Annotated in this window: 20 protein-coding genes, 1 pseudogene and 1 other annotated feature; of the genes and pseudogenes, 13 read left to right on the forward strand and 8 right to left on the reverse strand. The window is 52.7% G+C overall.

From position 1 onward, the window contains the following. The first annotated feature begins 13 nt into the window (after positions 1 to 13). The gene (locus tag OCV69_RS01045) at positions 14 to 1,381 is read left to right on the forward strand and encodes an SAF domain-containing protein (protein WP_158357025.1); all 1,368 of its coding nucleotides are present in this window, start codon (positions 14 to 16) and stop codon (positions 1,379 to 1,381) included. Positions 1,382 to 1,657: 276 nt separating this feature from the next. Beyond that, positions 1,658 to 2,752 (forward strand): threonine synthase, encoded by a 1,095-nt coding sequence (locus tag OCV69_RS01050; protein WP_022274644.1) that lies wholly within the window; start codon positions 1,658 to 1,660, stop codon positions 2,750 to 2,752. A 144-nt stretch (positions 2,753 to 2,896) separates the two neighbouring features. On the opposite strand, the gene OCV69_RS01055 is transcribed toward OCV69_RS01050, so the two are convergent. Further along, positions 2,897 to 3,313: a hypothetical protein gene (locus OCV69_RS01055; RefSeq protein WP_262562910.1), complete on the reverse strand. Its 417-nt coding sequence runs from the start codon at positions 3,311 to 3,313 to the stop codon at positions 2,897 to 2,899. Between the two features lie 271 nt (positions 3,314 to 3,584). On the opposite strand from OCV69_RS01055, the gene OCV69_RS01060 reads away from it, so the two are divergent. Continuing rightward, positions 3,585 to 5,690 carry an elongation factor G gene (locus OCV69_RS01060; protein ID WP_158357026.1) on the forward strand — a complete coding sequence of 702 codons (2,106 nt, stop codon included), beginning with the start codon at positions 3,585 to 3,587 and terminating at the stop codon, positions 5,688 to 5,690. Positions 5,691 to 5,836: 146 nt separating this feature from the next. Beyond that, positions 5,837 to 7,018 carry a M20 metallopeptidase family protein gene (locus OCV69_RS01065; protein ID WP_158357027.1) on the forward strand — a complete coding sequence of 394 codons (1,182 nt, stop codon included), beginning with the start codon at positions 5,837 to 5,839 and terminating at the stop codon, positions 7,016 to 7,018. A gap of 19 nt (positions 7,019 to 7,037) precedes the next feature. Here OCV69_RS01065 and OCV69_RS01070 read toward each other — a convergent pair whose 3' ends face one another. Then, positions 7,038 to 7,796: a sulfite exporter TauE/SafE family protein gene (locus tag OCV69_RS01070; protein ID WP_022274648.1), complete on the reverse strand. Its 759-nt coding sequence runs from the start codon at positions 7,794 to 7,796 to the stop codon at positions 7,038 to 7,040. A gap of 412 nt (positions 7,797 to 8,208) precedes the next feature. Between OCV69_RS01070 and OCV69_RS01075 the strand changes: the two are divergent. Beyond that, positions 8,209 to 8,349: pseudogene (locus OCV69_RS01075) on the forward strand (IS200/IS605 family transposase); the annotation flags it as partial. Positions 8,350 to 8,643: 294 nt separating this feature from the next. Here OCV69_RS01075 and OCV69_RS01080 read toward each other — a convergent pair. After that, entirely contained in the window at positions 8,644 to 9,012 is a 369-nt protein-coding gene (locus tag OCV69_RS01080; RefSeq protein ID WP_262562911.1) for a PBECR4 domain-containing protein, read from the reverse strand. A gap of 330 nt (positions 9,013 to 9,342) precedes the next feature. Beyond that, positions 9,343 to 9,579: a binding site (T-box leader), on the forward strand. A 102-nt stretch (positions 9,580 to 9,681) separates the two neighbouring features. Here OCV69_RS01080 and leuS point away from each other — a divergent pair. The 3 genes from leuS (at position 9,682) to OCV69_RS01095 (ending at position 14,108) form a co-directional block, all read left to right on the forward strand. Continuing rightward, complete coding sequence (leuS, locus tag OCV69_RS01085) at positions 9,682 to 12,093, forward strand: leucine--tRNA ligase (RefSeq protein WP_022274650.1); 2,412 nt, start codon at positions 9,682 to 9,684, stop codon at positions 12,091 to 12,093. Between the two features lie 175 nt (positions 12,094 to 12,268). Next, on the forward strand, positions 12,269 to 13,168 hold the full coding sequence (locus OCV69_RS01090; RefSeq protein WP_022274651.1) for a MurR/RpiR family transcriptional regulator: 900 nt from the start codon (positions 12,269 to 12,271) through the stop codon (positions 13,166 to 13,168). A gap of 100 nt (positions 13,169 to 13,268) precedes the next feature. After that, complete coding sequence (locus OCV69_RS01095; RefSeq protein ID WP_158357028.1) at positions 13,269 to 14,108, forward strand: hypothetical protein; 840 nt, start codon at positions 13,269 to 13,271, stop codon at positions 14,106 to 14,108. A 115-nt stretch (positions 14,109 to 14,223) separates the two neighbouring features. Here the strand turns inward: OCV69_RS01095 and OCV69_RS01100 are convergent, their stop codons facing one another. Together OCV69_RS01100 and OCV69_RS01105 are read right to left on the reverse strand one after the other, a co-directional pair. After that, positions 14,224 to 14,514, reverse strand: a complete 291-nt coding sequence (locus tag OCV69_RS01100; protein WP_158357029.1) for a hypothetical protein — start codon at positions 14,512 to 14,514, stop codon at positions 14,224 to 14,226. 14 nt (positions 14,515 to 14,528) lie between these two features. Next, complete coding sequence (locus tag OCV69_RS01105) at positions 14,529 to 14,966, reverse strand: hypothetical protein (protein ID WP_022274654.1); 438 nt, start codon at positions 14,964 to 14,966, stop codon at positions 14,529 to 14,531. Between the two features lie 122 nt (positions 14,967 to 15,088). Between OCV69_RS01105 and OCV69_RS01110 the strand changes: the two genes are divergently transcribed. Beyond that, entirely contained in the window at positions 15,089 to 15,262 is a 174-nt protein-coding gene (locus tag OCV69_RS01110; protein ID WP_022274655.1) for a hypothetical protein, read from the forward strand. Positions 15,263 to 15,318: 56 nt separating this feature from the next. On the opposite strand, the gene OCV69_RS01115 is transcribed toward OCV69_RS01110, so the two are convergent. Then, the gene (locus OCV69_RS01115) at positions 15,319 to 15,579 is read right to left on the reverse strand and encodes a hypothetical protein (RefSeq protein WP_022274656.1); all 261 of its coding nucleotides are present in this window, start codon (positions 15,577 to 15,579) and stop codon (positions 15,319 to 15,321) included. Between the two features lie 285 nt (positions 15,580 to 15,864). On the opposite strand from OCV69_RS01115, the gene OCV69_RS01120 reads away from it, so the two are divergent. Further along, positions 15,865 to 17,043 carry an alanyl-tRNA editing protein gene (locus OCV69_RS01120; RefSeq protein WP_158357030.1) on the forward strand — a complete coding sequence of 393 codons (1,179 nt, stop codon included), beginning with the start codon at positions 15,865 to 15,867 and terminating at the stop codon, positions 17,041 to 17,043. On the opposite strand, the gene OCV69_RS01125 is transcribed toward OCV69_RS01120, so the two are convergent. After that, positions 17,018 to 17,260, reverse strand: a complete 243-nt coding sequence (locus OCV69_RS01125) for a hypothetical protein (protein WP_022274658.1) — start codon at positions 17,258 to 17,260, stop codon at positions 17,018 to 17,020. The genes OCV69_RS01120 and OCV69_RS01125 overlap by 26 nt on opposite strands. 79 nt (positions 17,261 to 17,339) lie before the next feature. On the opposite strand from OCV69_RS01125, the gene OCV69_RS01130 reads away from it, so the two are divergent. The 3 genes from OCV69_RS01130 to OCV69_RS01140 are packed head-to-tail and all read left to right on the forward strand — an operon-like array spanning position 17,340 to position 18,993. After that, positions 17,340 to 17,504: a hypothetical protein gene (locus OCV69_RS01130; RefSeq protein ID WP_262562912.1), complete on the forward strand. Its 165-nt coding sequence runs from the start codon at positions 17,340 to 17,342 to the stop codon at positions 17,502 to 17,504. Continuing rightward, positions 17,440 to 18,480 carry a P1 family peptidase gene (locus OCV69_RS01135; RefSeq protein WP_022274659.1) on the forward strand — a complete coding sequence of 347 codons (1,041 nt, stop codon included), beginning with the start codon at positions 17,440 to 17,442 and terminating at the stop codon, positions 18,478 to 18,480. Before OCV69_RS01130 ends, OCV69_RS01135 begins: the two co-directional genes overlap by 65 nt. A 3-nt stretch (positions 18,481 to 18,483) precedes the next feature. Continuing rightward, on the forward strand, positions 18,484 to 18,993 hold the full coding sequence (locus OCV69_RS01140) for a precorrin-2 dehydrogenase/sirohydrochlorin ferrochelatase family protein (protein WP_022274660.1): 510 nt from the start codon (positions 18,484 to 18,486) through the stop codon (positions 18,991 to 18,993). Positions 18,994 to 19,002: 9 nt separating this feature from the next. On the opposite strand, the gene OCV69_RS01145 is transcribed toward OCV69_RS01140, so the two are convergent. Next, a complete protein-coding gene (locus tag OCV69_RS01145; RefSeq protein WP_158357031.1) occupies positions 19,003 to 19,854 on the reverse strand; it encodes a PHP domain-containing protein in 852 nt (283 codons plus the stop codon). Positions 19,855 to 19,923 lie beyond the last annotated feature (69 nt).

Raw genomic sequence — 19,923 nt, forward strand, 5'->3', positions numbered from 1 at the left:
AGGAGCAGAATCTATGGATTATACAAATCTTCTCAATGACAGATCAGGAAGGGTGTCCCGGGTGGGAGTAGTGGGAGCCACCAAGGGCTATGGGTACACGCTGCTGGCCCAGATCCCCACAGTGGCCCACATGAAGCTTCGGGTCATTTGTTCCAGACATACGGATGAATGCCTGGAGGTACTGAAGGAGATCGGCTACGATGAGGCTGGGATCACGGTGTGCAATAGCCTGGAGGATATCAAGGCAGCATCTGAGGATGCCATTCTTATTGTGGATGATTACCGTCTGGTGACGGAATGCGGGATCACGGCATTGGTGGAGTGCACCGGCAATACGGCAGTCAGCTCCGACGCGGCCTTAAGGGCGCTGAGGAAAGGGATCAACGTGTATATGGTCTCCAAGGAGACAGACAGTGTCTGCGGTCCTGTACTGAACCAGACCGCAGAGGAGAACCATGCGGTGTATGCCCTGGTAAACGGGGATCAGCCGAGAAATCTCCTGGACCTTTATTCCTGGGCGAGGCTTTTGGGCCTGGAGGTGATCGCTGCCGGCAAATCCAGCGAATATGATATGGTATGGGACCGGGAGACAGGGACCTTCCAATATCTGGACGGAAACAGCGGACCGGAGGAGCTTCCGGAGCTTTTGGACTGCTGGAGCTATAAGGGGACCGAAACCCTGGAGGCCAGGAAAAAGCTGCTGGGCAAATATGCAGAGGTGATCTCTGCAGATCTTTGTGAGATGAACCTGGTGTCCAATATCACAGGACTGGTCCCGGCGTCTCCATTCTTAAGCTACCCCATGGCCAGGGTCAGTGAGCTGGCCGATATTTTTATTCCCAAAGAGGACGGCGGGATCCTGGATAAGACCGGAGTGGTGGATGTGTTCTATAATCTCCGGGAAAAGAATGAGGCAAGCTTCTGCGGCGGTGAATTCGTCATCGTCCGCTGTGAGAATAAAAAAATGTGGGAGATCTTAAAGGGAAAGGGCCATGTGATGAGCCGGAATGGGAAATACTGCTGTATCTACCATCCCTATCATTATATGGGGCTGGAGACCCCGGTTTCGATCCTGGAGGGAGATCTCATGGGGATCAGCACCCACAGTGAATGCCGTCAGGTATCGGTGCTTGCCGGCGTCGCCCAGAGGGATATCCCGGCAGGGACGGTACTCACAGTCCATGGCCATCACCATGAAATCGACGGCCTGACACCGGAGCTTCTGGAACGGGCAGCTGTGGGAAGCGCTGCACCGTTTTATCTTTTAAACGGAGCGGTACTCCAGCAGGATGTGAAGGCAGGGGAGCCGGTGACTCTGAATGACGTAGATCTCTCTGGCCTGGAAACGTACAGGATGTACGCGGAGGGACTGAAATTATAAAACAATAGAAACCTCCTATTATACAACCTCTTATTTTTGTATCAGCCTCCGGCCGCCCCAGCCGGAGGCTTTTTTAGAGAGAAAATCCAGAAACTGCCTGGCTCATGCCCTGGAGACTGCCGCTGTGAGCCGGTCTATTGACAGGTTTTCATACGGGATGTAAGATAAGATAAATTGCAGAGGTGTGAAGAAAAGAAGCGGATATGGTATGAACCGGGCGGATGCAGCCATCCGGCAGATGGATGAGCTCCGCGCCAGAAAAGAGGAGGAATAAGTATGGATTATATCTGTTCTAAATGCGGAAAAAAAGTATCTGTTTCCACCCGCCAGGCCAGATGCAGCTGCGGGGGACTCTGGAAGCTGGATTTTACTCCACCTCCCTTTAGGCCGGACGGCATTGACAAAAGCCAGTGGAGCCAGTTCCGCTACCGGAAATACATGGCCCTGGAGGACGAAAGCTGGAGGGAGCTGACCCTGGGAGAGGGTATGACTCCGGTGGTCCGCATGGACGGGAACGTTCTTTTAAAAATGGACTACATGATGCCCACCCTTTCCTATAAGGACCGGGGGGCGGCCGTTCTGATGGCCCATTGTAAGGCGGCGGGAGTGGACTATGTGGTCCAGGACAGCAGCGGCAACGCAGGAAACAGCATTGCCGCCTATGCGTCCAGGGCCGGGATCCCCTGTGAGATCTTTGTGCCCCAGGGAACTTCTCCTAAAAAGATCGCCATGATCCGGGCCCACGGAGCCGTATGTACGGTGGTGCCCGGAAGCCGGGACCACTGTGCCGCCGTGTGCAGGGAAAAGGCCGACCGGGAAGGGCTGTACTACGCCAATCATGTATACAATCCATTTTTCTATGAGGGGACAAAGACGTATATCTACGAGGTCATGGAGCAGCTGGGGAGGATCCCGGAACATCTGGTGATCCCCGTGGGAAACGGTACGCTTTTCCTGGGGGCTGTAAAGGCCCTGGAGCATCTGCTGGAAAGTGGAGCCATTGTCTCCATGCCCCGGATCCTGGCGGTCCAGAGCGAAAAATGCGATCCCTTATTAAAGGCGGCCCAGGAGGGCAGCCGGGAGCCCGCCAGGGTATCTCCGGAGCCCACACTGGCCGAGGGCATTGCCATTGGAGTTCCTATGCGGGGAGAAGAGATCCTGGAGTACGCTTATAAATATCATGTCCAGTTCATCCATGCTCCGGAGGAGAAGATCCTGGAGGCCAGGGAGATCCTGGCCGGAAAGGGGATCTATTGTGAACACACCACTGCAGCCAATTACGCGGCCTACCTGGAATTCTGCCGCCAAAACGGAGAGACCAGAGACTGCCTGATCACCATGTGCGGAGCGGGGCTGAAATCCGATCATTAAGGGAGCTGTCCCAGGGAAAGGGCGTGCCCCGGCCGGTTGGAATGCAAAAATAGGAGATAGAAAAACAGAGAGCCAGCCACTTAAAAATGGCGGACTCTCTGTTTTTGTAACTATTTCAGATACTGCATCAGTTCTGAGAGGGTATCAATCGTCATCGCGGTCGTCGTTGTAGTCATCGCGGTCGTCGTTGTCATCGTCCCGGTCGTCTCTGTCATCCCTGTCATCGTCCCACCGGCCATCGTCATCCACCCAGCAATGGTCCGGGGGCCAGCCGCTGGTCAAAAGGGAGCCATCGCTGTTCAGAAAGTACCATCCGTCGTCCAGCTCCACCCATCCGGTGGCCATATATCCGGAATCATGGAAATAATACCATTTTCCGTCAATAAGCTTCCAGCTTTTTTTCACATAATCGTCGTCATCATCCTGGTCGTCATCGTCATCGACTTCATACCACCAGCCGCTGGAATCCTGTTTCCATTCATCCGCAGAGGCAGAAAAGGGTAATGCGGCGGCCGCGGTCATGGCAGCCAGTAAAGTGATCAAAAGTTTTTTTCTCATCATTTCAGTGCCCCCCTGTCGTTTTTCTGATCGGTGAGTGGAGTATAATGGATAAAGGTATGAATTGAATCAAAGGTATGTAAAAACAGAGTAAAATCTGGAGCCCATGACAGCATATCTTCCATCAGTCCGATGTTTTAGAAAAATATTTTGTGCACTTTGCATATTTTACTTGTAATATTGCATGAATTTTGGTAGAATATCGTCATAGGTTCGGAGATGAAAATGAAATTGTCCGAAAACCAACGACTAAAACAGTACGGGAGGAATGAATATGGACGTTTATGGAACAAAACAGATCCGCAATGTTGTACTTTTAGGCCACGGTGGTGCCGGAAAGTCCACAGTCGCTGAAGCACTGGCTTATCTGACCGGCGTGACCAAGAGAATGGGAAAAATCTCTGACGGAAATACCATCAGTGATTACGATAAAGAAGAAATTAAAAGACAGTTCTCAATTTCTACAACCATGGTCCCCATTGAATACCAGGGCGCAGAAGGTAAAGTTAAGATCAACCTCCTGGATACTCCCGGATACTTCGACTTTGTGGGCGAAGTGGAAGAGGCTGTCAGCGTTGCAGATGCGGCTATTATCGTTGTAAACTGCAAGGCAGGGATCGAAGTAGGTACAGAAAAGGCATGGGAGTTATGCGAAGAGTACCGCCTCCCCAGGATCATCTTTGTGACCAATATGGATGATGACCATGCATCCTTCCGTGAACTGATCTTAAAGCTGGAAAAACAGTTTGGAAGAAAGATCGCCCCGTTCCAGGTGCCGATCCGTGAAAATGAAAAATTCGTCGGCTTCGTAAACGCTGTTAAGATGGAGGGCAGACGGTTTACGAATCTGTCCGACTATGAGGAATGTGAGATTCCCGAATATACGAAGAAAAACTTAGGGATCATCCGCGATGCCCTGATCGAGGCCGTGGCTGAGACCAGCGAGGAATATATGGAGCGTTATTTCTCCGGCGAGGAATTCACCCAGGATGAGATCTATACAGCCGTACAGACCAACGTCTGCCAGGGCAATATCGTTCCTGTCATGATGGGCTCCGGTATCAACTGCCAGGGCTTCCACGCTCTGTTAAACGCCATCGACCGCTACTTCCCGTCGCCGGATGAGGCTGGCGAGTGCATCGGCGTGGACGTTTCCAACGGCGAGCGTTTTACAGCTAAGTATAACGACGAGGTCTCCCTTTCTGCAAAGGTATTTAAGACCGTGGTGGATCCGTTCATCGGAAAATACTCCATGATGAAGATCTGTACCGGCATTTTAAAGCCCGACAGCACCATTTATAACGTAAATAAAGATGCAGAAGAAAAGATCGCCAAGGTTTATATGTTAAGAGGTAAGGAAGTGATCGAGGTTCCGGAGTTAAGGGCCGGAGACATCGGCGCTGTTGCGAAGCTAAGCGTTACCCAGACCGGCGATACCATCGCTTTGCGGAGCGCTCCCATCGTTTACCATAAGCCGAAGATCTCCACACCGTATACATATATGCGCTATATGGCAAAGACCAAGGGCGACGAAGACAAGATCTCCAGCGCGCTTTCCAAGCTTATGGAAGAGGATCTGACTCTGCGGGCTGTCAACGATGCAGAGAATCGTCAGAGCCTTCTTTACGGTATTGGCGACCAGCAGCTGGAAGTGGTTGTCAGCAAGCTCCTGGGCCGTTATAAGGTAGAGGTAGAGCTCTCCAAACCGAAATTTGCATTCCGCGAGACCATCCGCAAGAAAGTGGAGGCTCCCGGAAGATATAAGAAGCAGTCCGGCGGACACGGTCAGTTCGGCGATGTTAAGATGTCCTTTGAGCCCTCCGGCGATTTGGAGACACCTTATGTATTCGAGGAAAAAGTATTCGGCGGCGCAGTTCCCAAGAACTACTTCCCGGCAGTGGAAAAGGGCGTTCAGGAATGCTGCGTGAAGGGCCCGCTGGCCGCATATCCGGTGGTCGGCATCAAGGCTACTCTTCTGGACGGCTCCTACCATCCGGTGGACTCCTCCGAAATGGCCTTTAAGATGGCTGCGACCCTGGCCTTCAAGAAGGGCTTTATGGAAGCCGGTCCGGTGCTCTTAGAGCCCATCGCCTCCTTAAAGGTCGTGGTTCCGGATAAATATACCGGCGACGTAATGGGAGATCTGAACCGCAGAAGAGGCCGCGTTCTTGGAATGAATTCCTTACACGGCGGAAAACAGGAGATCGTGGCGGACGTGCCAGTATCTGAGCTTTATGGTTATAATACGGACCTTCGTTCCATGACCGGCGGTATCGGCGTATTTTCTTATGAATTCAGCCGTTACGAGCAGGCTCCCGGCGACGTTCAGAAGAAGGAAGTGGAAGCAAGGGCAGCAAGCCTTGATTCTTCCGAGTCCTAAGATACAGAAATAAGCGGTCCCCTTCCCGGGTTTCGGAAAATTTCAGAAATCCTGGGGAGGGGACTTTTGCAGTACGGTCCCGGCAGACGCCCGCCAAGGCTGGGAACGCAGATACAGGAGCGGACGGACACGAAAAGGAGAAAAATATGTGGGAAATTTGTAAAGATTTACAGGATGAGATCGTAACCATGCGCAGGGACCTGCACCAGATCCCAGAGATCGGGGGAGACCTGCCGGAGACCAAGGCATACGTAATGAAGAAGCTGACAGAAATGGGGATCCCATTTACTGAAAATAAAAGCGACAGCGGCCTTATGGCTGAGATCCGGGGAGGAAAGCCGGGAAAGACCATTGCCCTCCGGGCTGATATGGATGCCCTGCCCATCCAGGAGGCCAATGAAGTGGAATATATCTCCCGGCATGAAGGAATCATGCACGCCTGCGGCCATGACGCCCATACGGCCATGCTCCTGGGGGCAGCCAGGGTATTGAGTGAAAATAAGGACCGGATCCCAGGTACAGTCCGCCTTTTATTCCAGACCGATGAGGAGGGTTCCAGAGGAGCGGAGCGCACCATAAAGGAAGGCGGGATCCAGGGGGCGGACGCAGTGTTCGGCACCCATATCGGAACCATACTTTCTAAAGACATCCCGTCGGGAACCATGGTATGCACGCCGGGCTGCTGTATGGCGTCTTTCGATAAATTTGTGATCCGGGTAAAGGGTAACGGCTGTCATGGCTCCACACCGGAAAAGGGCGTGGACCCCATTAATATCGCTTCCCATATTGTGATCAATCTCCAGGAGATCGTTGCCAGGGAGATCGCGGCCACGAAGCCGGCAGTGCTGACCATCGGCCATATGGAGGCCGGGTTCGCATACAATGTGATCCCATCGGAAGCTCTGATCGAGGGGACCATCCGTGCCCTGGAGGAGGACGTCCGCCAGGAGCTGGCCAGACGGATCAAAGAGGTGGCGGAGGCCACGGCCAGGACCTTCCGCGGTGAAGTGGAGTATGAGATGATCTGGGGAGCTCCGCCGGTGATCAGCGATCCAGAGATGGCGGCTCTGGCAGCAGATTGTGCAAGAGAGGTGGTCGGGGAGAGCCGTGTCATCGACCATGTGGACGCGCCCAACATGGGAGGCGAGGACTTTGCTTATTTCCTCAATCAGGTGCCGGGAGCCTTCATGTTCTTAAGCTCCTCCAACCCGGAAAAGCACACCGACGTCCCCCATCATAACCCCAGGTTCAATGTGGACGAGGATGTGCTTTGGATCGGATCAGCCATGTTTGTAAAGATCGTGGAAAGATTTCTGGAAATAGAATAAAAGAACAGAGGATGCTGCTTTATTTGCCCAGCAGCAGCTTTACGATCAGCACCACCACCACGCAGATCATCACGGGCCGGATGATCTTTGCTCCGTTTTTCACGGCAAAGCCTGCGCCGATGTAATTTCCCAGGACGTTGCATACGGCGCATGGAATGCCGATGGCAAAGGGAACGTTTCCAGAAAGGATGTAGCTGATGAGGGCGGTATAGTTGGAGACGATCAGGACCATCTTTGCATTCCCGGAGCTGGTGCGGATATCATAGTGGAACAGGAATGTAAAGAGCAGCATGGCGATGGTGCCGCCGCCGGGGCCGTAAAGGCTGTCGTAAAGGCCGATGGTCATACCAGTGATTAGGGCCATGAGAATGTTCCGGGCCGTCAGAGGCTGCTCCTTTGCCGTGTAACTCCAGGCGTTTTTCACGAAGATCACCAGAACGGCGGTCAGGGGCAGCAGTACCATGAGCATGGACCGGATCTGGGCGTCGGTGAGGTAAAAAATGATCCGGGTGCCTAAAAAGGAGCAGAGGAACGAGGAAACGGCGCTGACAGCTGTGATCTTAAGATCCAGACAGCCGCTTTTAAAGTATTTATATGCGGCGGCGGTGCTTCCGAAGGCACATTGGAACTTATTGCATCCATATACGTAATACATGGGCATTCCGCACATCATATAGGCCGGCATGGCGATGAGTCCGCCGCCTCCGGCGATGGAGTCGATGAATCCGGCGACAAACAGCATGGGACAGAGCCAGATCAGATTGTGAACGTATTCCATAGCAGTAAAATCCCCCTTGTGGTTTTGTTTTTTATCATTTGTGCCCTACCATCATAAACTGGTTCATGGAAATAGTCAAATGATTTTGGATTCATCACCGGGTCCGGCCTCCGGGGAAGCTGCCTGGGACCGGAAGGAAAGGAGGCTGAAGGCGTGAGCAAAGAACAAAAGAGGATGGCCGCGATCTTTCTGTGCATCATGGGGATCGTGGGAACGCTGATGGCCTTGAAGCGGTAAGGGCTTCCGGAGGGACCGGAACGATAAAGCACCTTCCTCCGCCGCTATGACGAAGGGAGGTGCTTTTCTGCACGGACAGTCCGATCAATTAAAATTGTGCTGCGGTGATAACATGAAAAAATTGGAAATAGCTTTTACAGATACAAGAGAAAAAGTTGTGATTGATTGATGAAACTTCTGGACAGAAGGATATTATATTCGTATAGTCGGATTAAATGAGGATAAAATAAAAAAGTATATCCAGGACCAGGAAAAGCATGATATTGCAATGGATAAGTTAAGTGTAAAAGAATATGAGGACCCTTTTAAGGGTTAATGCCAAGCAGTAACAATACCCATTAAGGGACGACGAGTCAAGAGCAATATGGCTTGAACGGGGATGTGGGAAGGGCTATGTAAACAGAAATCCAACAGCTAAAAGAGAAGGCCAGCGCCTTGAGACGTTGGCCTGGTAACAAGGGATTATAGCTCTGGAGCAAATCACCCATGGAACGGGTGATTATGATTTTGTTGTTTTGGGAGTGAGCCGATCATACTGAACGGTGACTTCTCCAGTGACGATGTTGATTTTTTCTTTCTTCAGTAGTGTGTAGCGCGGCTGGCCCTGAGCTTAGTCCTTCTCCGCTTTTGGGAAGAAAGTGCGGCACACCTGGGTATCATTCCCTGTGCGCTTGGCCAGAAATTCCTCCAAATGGACAAGTGGCTTCAATCGTGGCTCCATCTGTTGGAAAAATACGCTCTGTTGTGTCTGGGCGAATGTCAGCTTACCGGATAAAATCTCCTGCATAATATTCGCCCGCCTGCCGGTCAGAAAGCGGATATTGTCTGTCAGTTTATGTAAGCCTGCCAAGTGATGGAAGTCCGCCCGATCAAAAGAAATGGTAAACTCCAGTGTTTTTCCTTTTCGTCCGGCAACAATATGGTACTGATAGGGCAGCAGGCGTTCAAAACCCGCTGCACATTCCTGTAATAAATCCATCAAAATTCCTCTTTCTTAATGAAAAAAGACCCTGCCTTATAGCAGGGTCTTTTGGAGCATTTTCTTTCGGCCTTAACAGCCTACGCCGGTTTGAGGTTTCACTGCACAACCCCTCCTGAAAGCTCCGTAAGACAATGCCTGCCGGCGCACCCTCTTACTTCAACGCTTTGACAGACACACGCCGTTGCCTGTCTTGTACTATTATTATACGCGGCAAACGAAAATATGTCAATCCCCATGCAAAATCCACACTGAGAAAACAGTATGTCGCAGGGCAATGGATTCCGGCACTTGACAGAAAAACCGAAATATGATACATTAAATTCCAGTTCAAAAACTTAGAAGAGGAGCAGTAGGGACGGAATGGGATCCAGAGAGCCGCTGGGTGGTGCGAAGCGGTTTCCGTGAAATTCTGAACTCGCCTCGGAGTTGCATGCTGAAGGGGATTTTTTAGTCTCTGGGTAGGCAGAGCCGGTCCGACCGTTACCAGGAAATGAGTGCGTGAAAGCCCAGGGCCTTCACGAAATAGAGTGGTACCGCGTGTGAATCAAGCCCCACGTCTCTATGAATGGATAGAGACCTGGGGCATTTTTGTTTCACTGGGAAGTTCCGTTCCCGGCGAGGCATATACACTGGTGATCCGTACCAAAGGAAATGGAGGAAATCGTCATGGCACAGTACAACCATGCCGCCATTGAGAAAAAATGGCGGGAAAACTGGGAAAAGAATCCCATCAACGTAAACGATGGAAAAAAAGAAAAATATTACTGCCTGGATATGTTCCCGTATCCGTCCGGCAGCGGCCTTCACGTTGGCCATTGGAGAGGCTATGTGATCTCTGATGTGTGGAGCCGCTACCAGCTTTTAAAAGGAAAATATGTGATCCATCCCATGGGGTGGGATGCCTTCGGCCTTCCGGCTGAAAACTACGCCATTAAAATGGGCGTGCATCCGGCCAAATCCACAGCCGCCAATGTGGCCAACATCAAGCGCCAGATCGGTGAGATCGCAGCCATCTATGACTGGGATATGGAGGTCAATACCACAGATCCGGCCTTCTATAAATGGACCCAGTGGATCTTTGTCCAGATGTTCAAAAAGGGCCTGGCTTATGAAAAGGAATTCCCCATCAACTGGTGCCCGTCCTGTAAGACCGGTCTGGCCAACGAGGAAGTGGTCAACGGCTGCTGCGAGCGCTGCGGAACTCCGGTGACGAAAAAGAACCTGCGTCAGTGGATGCTTAAGATCACGGCCTACGCAGACCGGCTGTTAAACGATCTGGACAAGCTGGACTGGCCGGAAAAGGTTAAAAAGATGCAGACCGAGTGGATCGGAAAATCCTACGGCGCAGAGGTGGAATTCCCTGTGGAAGGCCGGGATGAGAAGATCACAGTCTACACCACACGCCCGGATACCTTACACGGGGCTACCTTCATGGTACTGGCTCCGGAGCATAAGCTGGCAAAGGACCTGGCTACTGACGAGACCCGGGAGGCCGTTGAAAAATATATTTTCGATGCTTCCATGAAATCCAACGTGGACCGTCTCCAGGATAAGGAAAAGACCGGCGTGTTCACAGGAACCTACGCCATCAACCCCTTAAACGGCGCAAAGGTTCCCATCTGGCTGTCTGATTATGTGCTGGCCGATTACGGTACCGGCGCCATCATGTGCGTACCGGCCCACGACGACCGTGACTTTGAATTTGCAAAGAAATTCAATATCCCGATCATCCAGGTCATCGCCAAGGACGGAAAAGAGATCGAAAATATGACCGAGGCCTATACGGAAGCCTCCGGTACCATGATCAATTCCGGCGACTGGAACGGCATGGAGTCCTCTGTCCTTAAAAAAGAGGCGCCGGTGATGATCGAGAAAATGGGCATCGGAAGAAAGACTGTCAACTATAAGCTCCGTGACTGGGTATTCTCCCGGCAGCGTTACTGGGGCGAGCCGATCCCCATCATCCACTGCCCCAAGTGCGGCAACGTTCCGGTTCCCGAGGACCAGCTTCCGCTGACACTGCCCGAGGTGGACAGCTACCAGCCCACAGGCACCGGGGAATCTCCTCTGGCAGCCATCGACTGGTGGGTCAACACCACATGTCCCTGCTGCGGCGGTCCGGCCAAGAGAGAGACCAACACCATGCCCCAGTGGGCCGGTTCCTCCTGGTATTTCTTACGGTATGTGGACAGCAAAAACGATAAGGAGCTGGTATCCAGGGAGAAGGCAGACAAGTATCTTCCGGTGGATATGTACATCGGAGGCGTAGAGCATGCGGTGCTCCATCTGCTTTACTCCAGGTTCTACACCAAGTTCCTGTATGACATCGGCGTGGTGGATTTTGACGAGCCCTTTAAGAAGCTGTTCAACCAGGGTATGATCACCGGAAAGAACGGCATCAAGATGAGTAAATCCAAGGGCAATGTGGTGTCTCCGGACGATCTGGTCAGAGACTACGGCTGCGATGCACTGAGAATGTACGAGCTGTTCGTGGGCCCGCCGGAATTAGACGCCGAGTGGGATGACCGCGGCATCGAGGGCGTTTCCAAATTCTTAAAGCGTTTCTACAACCTGGTCCTTGACAATAAGGACAAGGATGTGAAGGAAACAAAGGAGATGCTGAAGCTGCGCCATAAGCTGGTCTACGATATTGAGACCCGGTTTAACCAGTTCAGCTTAAATACAGTGATCTCCGGCTTTATGGAGTACAACAACAAGCTTTCCGAGCTGGCAAAGAAAGAGGGCGGAATCGACAAGGAGACCTTAAAGACCTTCGTGATCCTGCTGGCTCCCTTTGCTCCCCACCTGGGCGAGGAGCTGTGGAGAGAGCTTGGCGGCACAGACAGCGTATTTCATGCCACATGGCCGGAATGCGACGAGGAGGCCATGAAGGACGATGAGATCGAGATCGCTGTCCAGATCAATGGAAAGACCAGAGGAGTGATCATGGTTCCCGCCGAGATCTCCAAAGAGGAGGCCATCGCGGCAGGAAAAGAGGCTGTGAAGGATAAGCTCACAGGCACCATTGTGAAAGAGATATACGTTCCCAGAAAGATCGTAAACATTGTGCAGAAATAATTAAAAAGCATAAAGAGGGGCTGCTGCAGAATCCTTTTGCAGCGGCCTCTTTGCGTCTGTCCATGGAGGTTTATATTTTCTTATGCATAACAGGGAAAATGTTACAAAAATACTGGACTTTTTGTTAAGAAATTGTGTATAATGATTACAAAACAGAAAGATGCGAGGATGACCCATGAGTTTTTTGGAGGCGGTAAATGAGAAATACGGGGAACTGAGCCCGGTACAGAAGCGGATCGCAGATTATATGTATAAATATCCCGATGAGGCCTGCTTTTATTCGCTGCGGGAAATGGCAAACGCCCTGGGGGTCACAGAGGTGACGGTCCTTAGGTTTGCGAGAAAGCTTGGCTTTGACAGCTATGTGGATATGAAAAAGAATCTGCGGGACCATCTCCAGGCCAGGCTCCTGGGAAACGAGACTCTGAGACCTGCCAGTGCCCACAGCATGACGGGAACCAGGGAGTTGGACCATGAAGCCATGTTTAAGGAATTTGTGGCCAACGAGCTTCAGGTGCTTAAAAATACATATTCCCAGTGCGGGCTGGAGCAGGTGCTGACGGCAGTATCCCTGATCCGCCAGGCCGGCACGGTCTATGCCATTGGAAACGAGCTGGCAGCAGTGGGGACGGCGTATCTGACCCGGAGGCTCATGACCATCGGGATCCGGGTGGAGGATCTGGGGTCCCAGAGCCGCGCCCTCTACATCGATCACCTGATCCATGCGGGCCCGGAGGATGTGGCAGTGATCTTCAGTAACCCAGGGTACGCAAAGCATGTGGTGAATACAGTAAAATATCTCAATGAGAAGCGGGTGCCCCAGATCGTGATCACCGATAAGATCTCATCGCCGGTGGCTGCCTATGCAACGGTGGTGCTCACCTATGATAACCATGACCTCTATTATTACAACTCGGTCCTGGGTTTTTTCTCGCTGACCAATCTGATCGCATATTTTACAGCTGTCGGCAGCCCGGAGGATACCACCCGGCTGCGGAACCAGATCCTGGAGGCCCGGGAGAGCATCGGCACCATCTCCATGTATAAGGATTCCAGGGGAAGAGATGGAAAATAAGGCTGTTTAAAATGTGGCAATTTTGTGGTAGACAGGATTTGACAGTGACATTTCGTGGAAAGTATGGTAATATGGTCGGGATGGGAGGAGATTTTTATTTATGCATAAGCGTTTATATACATCACTTACAGCCGTGACAGCCCTGGTTTTATCTGCGGTCCTCATGGTCCCTGCTTTCGGTGCGGTGAAGGAGCAGGCAGTGGACACGATCCTTCTGGAGCCGGAAACTCTCTGGGAGGATGAGGTGCCGGTGGATCTTTCCTGGAAGACCCAGCAGGATAAGGGCCGCTGGATCGACGAGATGGGCATTGCAGGCGATTCCAAAAGCCTGATCCTGGTGATCAATAATCTGGAGACCGAGGGCGGTGAGGAGATCCCTGTACAGACCCGGAACGGGAAAAAGGGCCAGTCCTCCAGCCGTGAGCTGGCTGGGAATTCCCGCCTCTTCTATTATTCCAGATGTGCGGACGGAGGATGGAGAGAGGTTTTTGCCGTCAACTGCTATATTTCCGGAGGCTCCGGAGAGGACGAGGATATTTACGGCGTATACCGGCTGGACAGTGCCTTTGGCCTGGAAAGCGATCCGGGAAGCCTGGTTTCCTACCGCCAGTTAAGCCAGAAGGATTACTGGATCACAGATCCGGAGGATGAAGATTTTGGAGCCATTTATACGGCCGGGGAGGAAGGTCCCGGAACGAAGGAGGCCGTCCGCCTGGGTGAAATGAAGGCCTTTTCCAATTATGGGATGATCCTTAAGCCAGAGACAGAGGGAGATGCTTATCCGGCTCTGGTGGTGAACTGCCAGCAGGCCAGCACCGAGGACGATACCTTTTCGGGTATCCAGCTTTCCCAGTCCCATGTGCGTATGCTGATCCAGTCCATCGACCAGGACACCCGGATCATGATCGCCGGAGAGGTGGAGGATCTGCAGGGAATGTGATCCGGCAGGGCGCGGCCCTGGACAATGGTTAAACAGGATATTTATAAAATGATACTGATAAGGGGATGCTGCGGAACAGGATTATACAGCCTGTTTCCGCGGCACCCCCTTTTTGTTATGCACCGGGCCTGTTTTTCTGCATCCGTCCTGCCAGCTTCCGGACGGCCTCTGCTTTTTTCCGTTCCTCGCCGGACATGCCTTCTATCAGGATCTGGATCAGCAGCTCCTGTTCTTCTGCGGAAAAGGATACGTGTTCCCTGGCGGCTTTCTGGCCCGCAGACAGGAAGGCCGCCATTTTCTGATCGCCGGGGGCTGCCTCCAGTTCCCTTGCCAGGGACTGGAGGGCCGAAAGCTTGCCCGGGTCCATATGCTTTAATCTTGGATCATTTTCAAATGCTCTGCTCATAAAACCTCCTTATATTAAACCTGTCCCAGAGTCTGCATCATGAGCTGGACCGTTTCCAGCCTGGACTGGGTATCCGGCGGAAGAAGGGAGATCAGCTGGTCCATGGAAAAAGGGCTGCGGCCTCCGGCCCCGTTCCTGCTGCCCTTAAAGGATGCCGCGTTCACCAGAAGATCGATGATCTCCTGCTCGCCGGGACCGGCGTAGGGCTTTACGGCTGCCAGCATATCAGCCGGAGATGTGTGGCCCTTCTCCAGGGAACAGACACTCATCATTCCGTCTCCGTTCTCATTGAAAAATTCCATGGTCCGCACCAGCTCCCTCCATTTGATGAACATGGACAGGGCCCGCTGCTGTGAGATCTCCATGTAGGGGATGGCAGCCTTCAGCATCTGCATGCGGCGGTCCCCGATGGCATAGTCCAGATCGGTCAGCATTAAATCTTTTTCATTCATTGGCAAGCCTCCTTTTACTGGTGAAAATATATGCGGCCGGAAGGGAGAAAATGACAGGAAACCGGAAGTCTGGCACGGGATCGGGGATCGGGGAATAGTATGGATAGACAGGAGGGGATCATATGTCATACAGACTTGTTATAGATGGAAACAGCGTTTACGAGATCGATGAAGACTTTGAGCGGTACAGGGAAAACCGGATGGGAGGCGGAAATGGAAAACGATCCAGGAAGCCGGAGGAAAAGGCGCAGAAGAGGGTGGACCGGGAAGACGAAGGAAAAACCGGATCCCGGTGAACGGACAGAAAAAGGCGGGCAGGACCAGCGCCCGCCCGCTTTTTGGATCTTACGGATCAGCAGCAGAAGAAGCCGCCGCCGTTTCCCCAGCCGCCGCAGCAGCAGAGAAGCAGGATGATCCAGATGCAGCTGTTGTCAAAGCCGCATCCGCAGCTGCCGCCGCATCCACAGTTATTTCCACATCCGCTATGTCCGCCGCAGCAGCAGAGAAGGATCAGGATCCAGAGAATGTTGCTGTTGCTCCCGCATCCACATCCGCAGGCCGTATTGTTGGTGTCGCATCCGCATCCGCAATTTGTAGCTGCTAAATCACTCATGTTTTAAGTCCTCCAGAGGATTATTTGTTTACACTCCTATGATATGTGGGCCTGCTTGTCATAGTTTCCTGTAATTTTGAAAATCCAGGAAAATTTGCCCGGCGTTATAATTGAGAAAGAAGGGAGGACATGGTATAATGTCTGTAAAACAGACATTATACCATCGCGCATCTGGTTTCTGCGTTCACCGCAGAAAACCAGGCGCCCAAATCCCCCGGAGGGATACCATGTCCGGAGGACATGGTATAATGAAGGACAGCGAAACTGAACGAGGAGGCAATTCCAATGAACAAGCTGTATTATGATTCTGCGTATATAAAGGAATTTGAAGCCCAGGTCCTTTCCTGCCAGGAGGGGAAAAAGGGATGGGAGATCACCCTCTCTGCCACGGCGTTTTACCCGGAGGGCGGCGGCCAGCCAGCGGATACAGGGCTCCTGGGAAATGTCCGGGTAACGGATGTCCATGAAAAGGACGGCCAGGTGGTCCACTATACGGACGGCCCGCTGCCTGTGGGCGAGATGGTCAGAGGCGTCATCGACTGGGACCGGAGATTCCAGCATATGCAGGAGCACTCTGGAGAGCACCTGGTATCCGGCCTGATCCACCAGCGGTTCGGCTATGACAACGTGGGCTTTCATATGGGGACCGATGAGGTGACCATCGATTTCAACGGAGTTCTGGAGTGGGGGGATCTGATGGCCATTGAAGAAAAGGCCAATGGAATGATCTGGGAGAATCTGGAGATATCCGCTGTATATCCGGAAAAGGATGAGCTGGACGCCATGGAATACAGGAGCAAAAAGGAGCTGACCGGGGCGGTGCGGATCGTGTCTATTCCGGGAGGCGACGTCTGTGCCTGCTGCGGCACCCATGTGGAGCGCACCGGTGAGATCGGACTGGTGAAGTTCCTTTCCATGATCCACTATAAGGGAGGTGTCCGTATTTCTCTTCTCTGCGGGAAACGGGCCGTGGAGGATTATGAGAGGAAACGGGACCAGGTCCAGAAGATCTCTGTACTGCTGTCAGCCCGGCCTGGTGAGATCTCCAGAGCTGTGGAGAAGCTTAAGGATGAAGAGGCAAAGCTCCAGGAAAAACTTGTGGCAGCCTATGATAAGCTTATTGCCAGTGAGGTAAGGGATATAAAAGAAGGGGATGGGGATATTTTTATTCTGGAACCGGATTTTGAGGCCATCCAGCTCAGACATCTGGTAAACCGGCTGCTGGAGGAAAAGAAAGGAAAAACCGTCCTGGCCCTGGGAGGAGCCGCAGAGGGCAGCTTCCTCTATGTACTGGGGAGCCGGGACGGCGATATGCGCCGGCTCTCCAGGGAGCTCAACGGACTCTTAAACGGAAGAGGTGGGGGAAGTGCACAAATGGCCCAGGGCACGTTCTTCGCGACAAAGGACCAGCTCCAGGCCATCTTAAAAGAGAAAGGATTTATGAGCCCTGTACCATGTAATTGATCAGGCGCTCCGAATCGGAGAGTGTATGCGTGGTAATATCAAGCTCCCGGATGTTTCCATTGGAAAAAACAGTAGCCATGGAAAAATACTGGCTCAGTCGGGATTTCAGGTTTACGGAACCTCCTTCCGGAAGGCTTAATTCAACGGCACCGTCACACTGGTTGATCACGTGGAAAAATGCGTCCAGGTTGGAGATGTTCTTCAGCTTTAATTTCATAAGTCATTGCCTCCTGTTGGAAAGTCTGTGGTTTGTGTTAATCATTTAACATACTTTATTGTACCAGAGTGGGTGCCAGATGGCAATGGATGAAATAGATAAAAATTTAACAATATCAGAAGGAAAATTTATTAAAAATAGAATGAACCGGTCAACGGGAAAAGGAGAGTATAGGAAAAATGAAAAAAAGGATCCGGGACTATGGAATCAGAATTGGAGATCACCCTGCGGGAGCTTTAAATAAGCTGACAGACGTGCCAGGAGTACGGGTGGGCCACTATACGGTGGACACAGAGGAACATAAAACGGGGGTAACGGTGATCCTTCCCTGTGAGGAGAATATCTTTGCCTCCAGGCTGACGGCAGCGGCCTTTGTCCATAACGGCTTTGGAAAAACCGCCGGCATCCCCCAGATCGAGGAGCTGGGCACCCTGGAATCGCCCATTGCCCTGACCAATACCCTGAACGTGGGAAAGGTCCATGACGCGCTGGTGGATTATATGGTGGAGCAGTGTGAAAGGGACGGCGTGGAGCTCACCTCCATGAATCCAGTGGTGGGCGAGTGCAACGACGCCAGTCTCAATAAGATCACAGAGCGGGTCATCGGGATCCCGGAGGTGCGCGCCGCCATCGACGGCGCATGCAGGGATTTTGAAGAGGGCGACGTGGGAGCCGGAAAGGGAACCACCTGCTTTGGGATGAAGGGCGGCATCGGCAGCGCCTCCCGTCTGGTGGAGCTGGATGGAAAAACGTATGTGGTCGGCGTGCTGGTCCAGTCTAATTTTGGAAAGACGAAGCATTTTGTCCTGGATGGAAAGCCCATGGGAGAACTGCTCAGTGGGAAGATCGAGGAGGCCAGAAAGGATGAGGGGTCTATCATGATGGTGGTGGGAACGGATCTTCCTGTATCCGACCGTCAGTTAAAGCGGATCATCCGGCGTGCCGGTGTGGGCCTTTCCCGGTGCGGTTCTTTCATGGGCCATGGAAGCGGGGATATCATGCTGGGCTTCTCCACGGGAAATGTATATAGGAAGGAAGAGGACCGGGCCGTGATCCCGGCGGCGGTGATGAACGAGGCCATGCTGGATGATGTGTTCGAGGCGGCGGCAGAGGCCACTGAGGAGGCAGTGCTGAATTCCCTGGCGGCAGCCCATACGGTCACAGGCTATAAAGGGAATACCCGGTACAGTCTGACGGACCTGTATCTGAAGGATCTGTAAGCAATGGCGTATTTTCCTTTATTCATCGACCTTTGGGGCCAGGAGATCCTGGTGGTGGGCGGCGGCCCCATTGCTGCCCGGCGGATCCGGGTCTTAAGGGAATTTGGCTGCCGGATCCTGGCAGTGGCTCCGGAGGCTGTAACAGACATAAAAGAAATGGAGAAGGAAATGCCGGAGACTGTGCGGTGGCTCCAGGGAACGTATGAGGAGACCGATCCTCTGGGAATGGATGGCCGTCCTCTGACCCGCCCCCTTTTCGTTCTGGCGGCCGCAGGAGCCGGAGTCAATAAAACGGTGGTGCGGGACTGCCGTCTCCTGGGGATCCCGGTCAACGATGCATCAGAAAAGGAAAACTGCAGCTTTTATTTTCCGGGGATCGCAAAGCATGGGGAGGCTGTGGCGGGAGTCATTTCCGGCGGCGAAGACCACCGGCTGGCAGCCGTTCTTTCAGAGGCCGTCCGAAAGGCCGTGGATGCGGTCATGGAGAATATGGACCAGGAGGGCCCGGCTTAGGCCGGGCTTTTACTGTCCAAGAAACATGGCAAGCTTCAGGGCGTCCAGATATTCCGCCGGGACCCGGAGATTCCCCCGTCCGCTTCCGATCCGGATATCGGGCTTGGCCGCCCCGTGGAAGTCGGAGCCGCCGGTGGGAAGAAGGCTGTACCGGTCTGCCATCCGGCAGAGCTTGCTGCTCTCCTCTGCATAATTGGAGGAGTGCCAGCATTCCATGCCGCCCAGGCCCAGCTCCTTCAGGCTCCGTACCAGCTCTTCTGTCTGCATCCAGCCAAGCCTGTAAAGGCAGGGGTGGGCCAGGACCGGAAAGCCTCCTGCGTTCCGGATGGCCTGGATGGCTTCTGCGGGCGTGATGATCTCTCGTTTTCTGTAATAAGGCCGGTCCGGATCCAGGTATTTTTTAAAGGCCTGGTCCACAGAGGAGACGCACCCTTTTTTAACCAGGGCCCTGGCAAAGTGCGCCCGGGTGACCACTGTGTCTGGATTTTCCATGACCAGGTCCTCCATAGTAATAGGAAAGCCGTCCTTCTGGAAGGCGGCCAGCATGAGCTGGTTGCGGCTGTTTCTTTTTATTTCCGCCTGATCCAGAAAATCCAGGAAGGCTTTATCTGTATGGTCAATATACAGCCCCAGGATATGGATCTCTTTTTCTTTATACAGACAGGAGAGCTCCACGCCGGGAACCACCTCCAATGGGAAATCGCCGGCGGCCGCCAGGGCCTCTCCGACACCGGAAACGGTATCATGGTCCGTTAAGGCGATGGCGGTCAGTCCTGCCTCACGGGCCAGGGCCGTCACCTCTGCCGGCGTAAAGGAACCGTCGGAGGCAGTGGAGTGGACGTGCAGATCGATCAGTTTCAATGGGATCCCTTCTTTCAAAATTTATGTAACAATAGTGTAACATAAATTATTGAAACTGTGAAAGAAATT

The organism is Alitiscatomonas aceti (assembly GCF_025567195.1).
Taxonomy (GTDB): Bacteria; Bacillota; Clostridia; order Lachnospirales; family Lachnospiraceae; genus Alitiscatomonas; species Alitiscatomonas aceti.

Bases quoted from the DNA above. Each gene is read 5' to 3' on its own strand.
- OCV69_RS01045 (WP_158357025.1), top strand. From the start codon at position 14: ATGGATTATACAAATCTTCTCAATGACAGATCAGGAAGGGTGTCCCGG.
- OCV69_RS01050 (WP_022274644.1), top strand. From the start codon at position 1,658: ATGGATTATATCTGTTCTAAATGCGGAAAAAAAGTATCTGTTTCCACC.
- OCV69_RS01055 (WP_262562910.1), bottom strand. From the start codon at position 3,313: ATGATGAGAAAAAAACTTTTGATCACTTTACTGGCTGCCATGACCGCG.
- OCV69_RS01060 (WP_158357026.1), top strand. From the start codon at position 3,585: ATGGACGTTTATGGAACAAAACAGATCCGCAATGTTGTACTTTTAGGC.
- OCV69_RS01065 (WP_158357027.1), top strand. From the start codon at position 5,837: ATGTGGGAAATTTGTAAAGATTTACAGGATGAGATCGTAACCATGCGC.
- OCV69_RS01070 (WP_022274648.1), bottom strand. From the start codon at position 7,796: ATGGAATACGTTCACAATCTGATCTGGCTCTGTCCCATGCTGTTTGTC.
- OCV69_RS01080 (WP_262562911.1), bottom strand. From the start codon at position 9,012: ATGGATTTATTACAGGAATGTGCAGCGGGTTTTGAACGCCTGCTGCCC.
- leuS (WP_022274650.1), top strand. From the start codon at position 9,682: ATGGCACAGTACAACCATGCCGCCATTGAGAAAAAATGGCGGGAAAAC.
- OCV69_RS01090 (WP_022274651.1), top strand. From the start codon at position 12,269: ATGAGTTTTTTGGAGGCGGTAAATGAGAAATACGGGGAACTGAGCCCG.
- OCV69_RS01095 (WP_158357028.1), top strand. From the start codon at position 13,269: ATGCATAAGCGTTTATATACATCACTTACAGCCGTGACAGCCCTGGTT.
- OCV69_RS01100 (WP_158357029.1), bottom strand. From the start codon at position 14,514: ATGAGCAGAGCATTTGAAAATGATCCAAGATTAAAGCATATGGACCCG.
- OCV69_RS01105 (WP_022274654.1), bottom strand. From the start codon at position 14,966: ATGAATGAAAAAGATTTAATGCTGACCGATCTGGACTATGCCATCGGG.
- OCV69_RS01110 (WP_022274655.1), top strand. From the start codon at position 15,089: ATGTCATACAGACTTGTTATAGATGGAAACAGCGTTTACGAGATCGAT.
- OCV69_RS01115 (WP_022274656.1), bottom strand. From the start codon at position 15,579: ATGAGTGATTTAGCAGCTACAAATTGCGGATGCGGATGCGACACCAAC.
- OCV69_RS01120 (WP_158357030.1), top strand. From the start codon at position 15,865: ATGAACAAGCTGTATTATGATTCTGCGTATATAAAGGAATTTGAAGCC.
- OCV69_RS01125 (WP_022274658.1), bottom strand. From the start codon at position 17,260: ATGAAATTAAAGCTGAAGAACATCTCCAACCTGGACGCATTTTTCCAC.
- OCV69_RS01130 (WP_262562912.1), top strand. From the start codon at position 17,340: ATGGCAATGGATGAAATAGATAAAAATTTAACAATATCAGAAGGAAAA.
- OCV69_RS01135 (WP_022274659.1), top strand. From the start codon at position 17,440: ATGAAAAAAAGGATCCGGGACTATGGAATCAGAATTGGAGATCACCCT.
- OCV69_RS01140 (WP_022274660.1), top strand. From the start codon at position 18,484: ATGGCGTATTTTCCTTTATTCATCGACCTTTGGGGCCAGGAGATCCTG.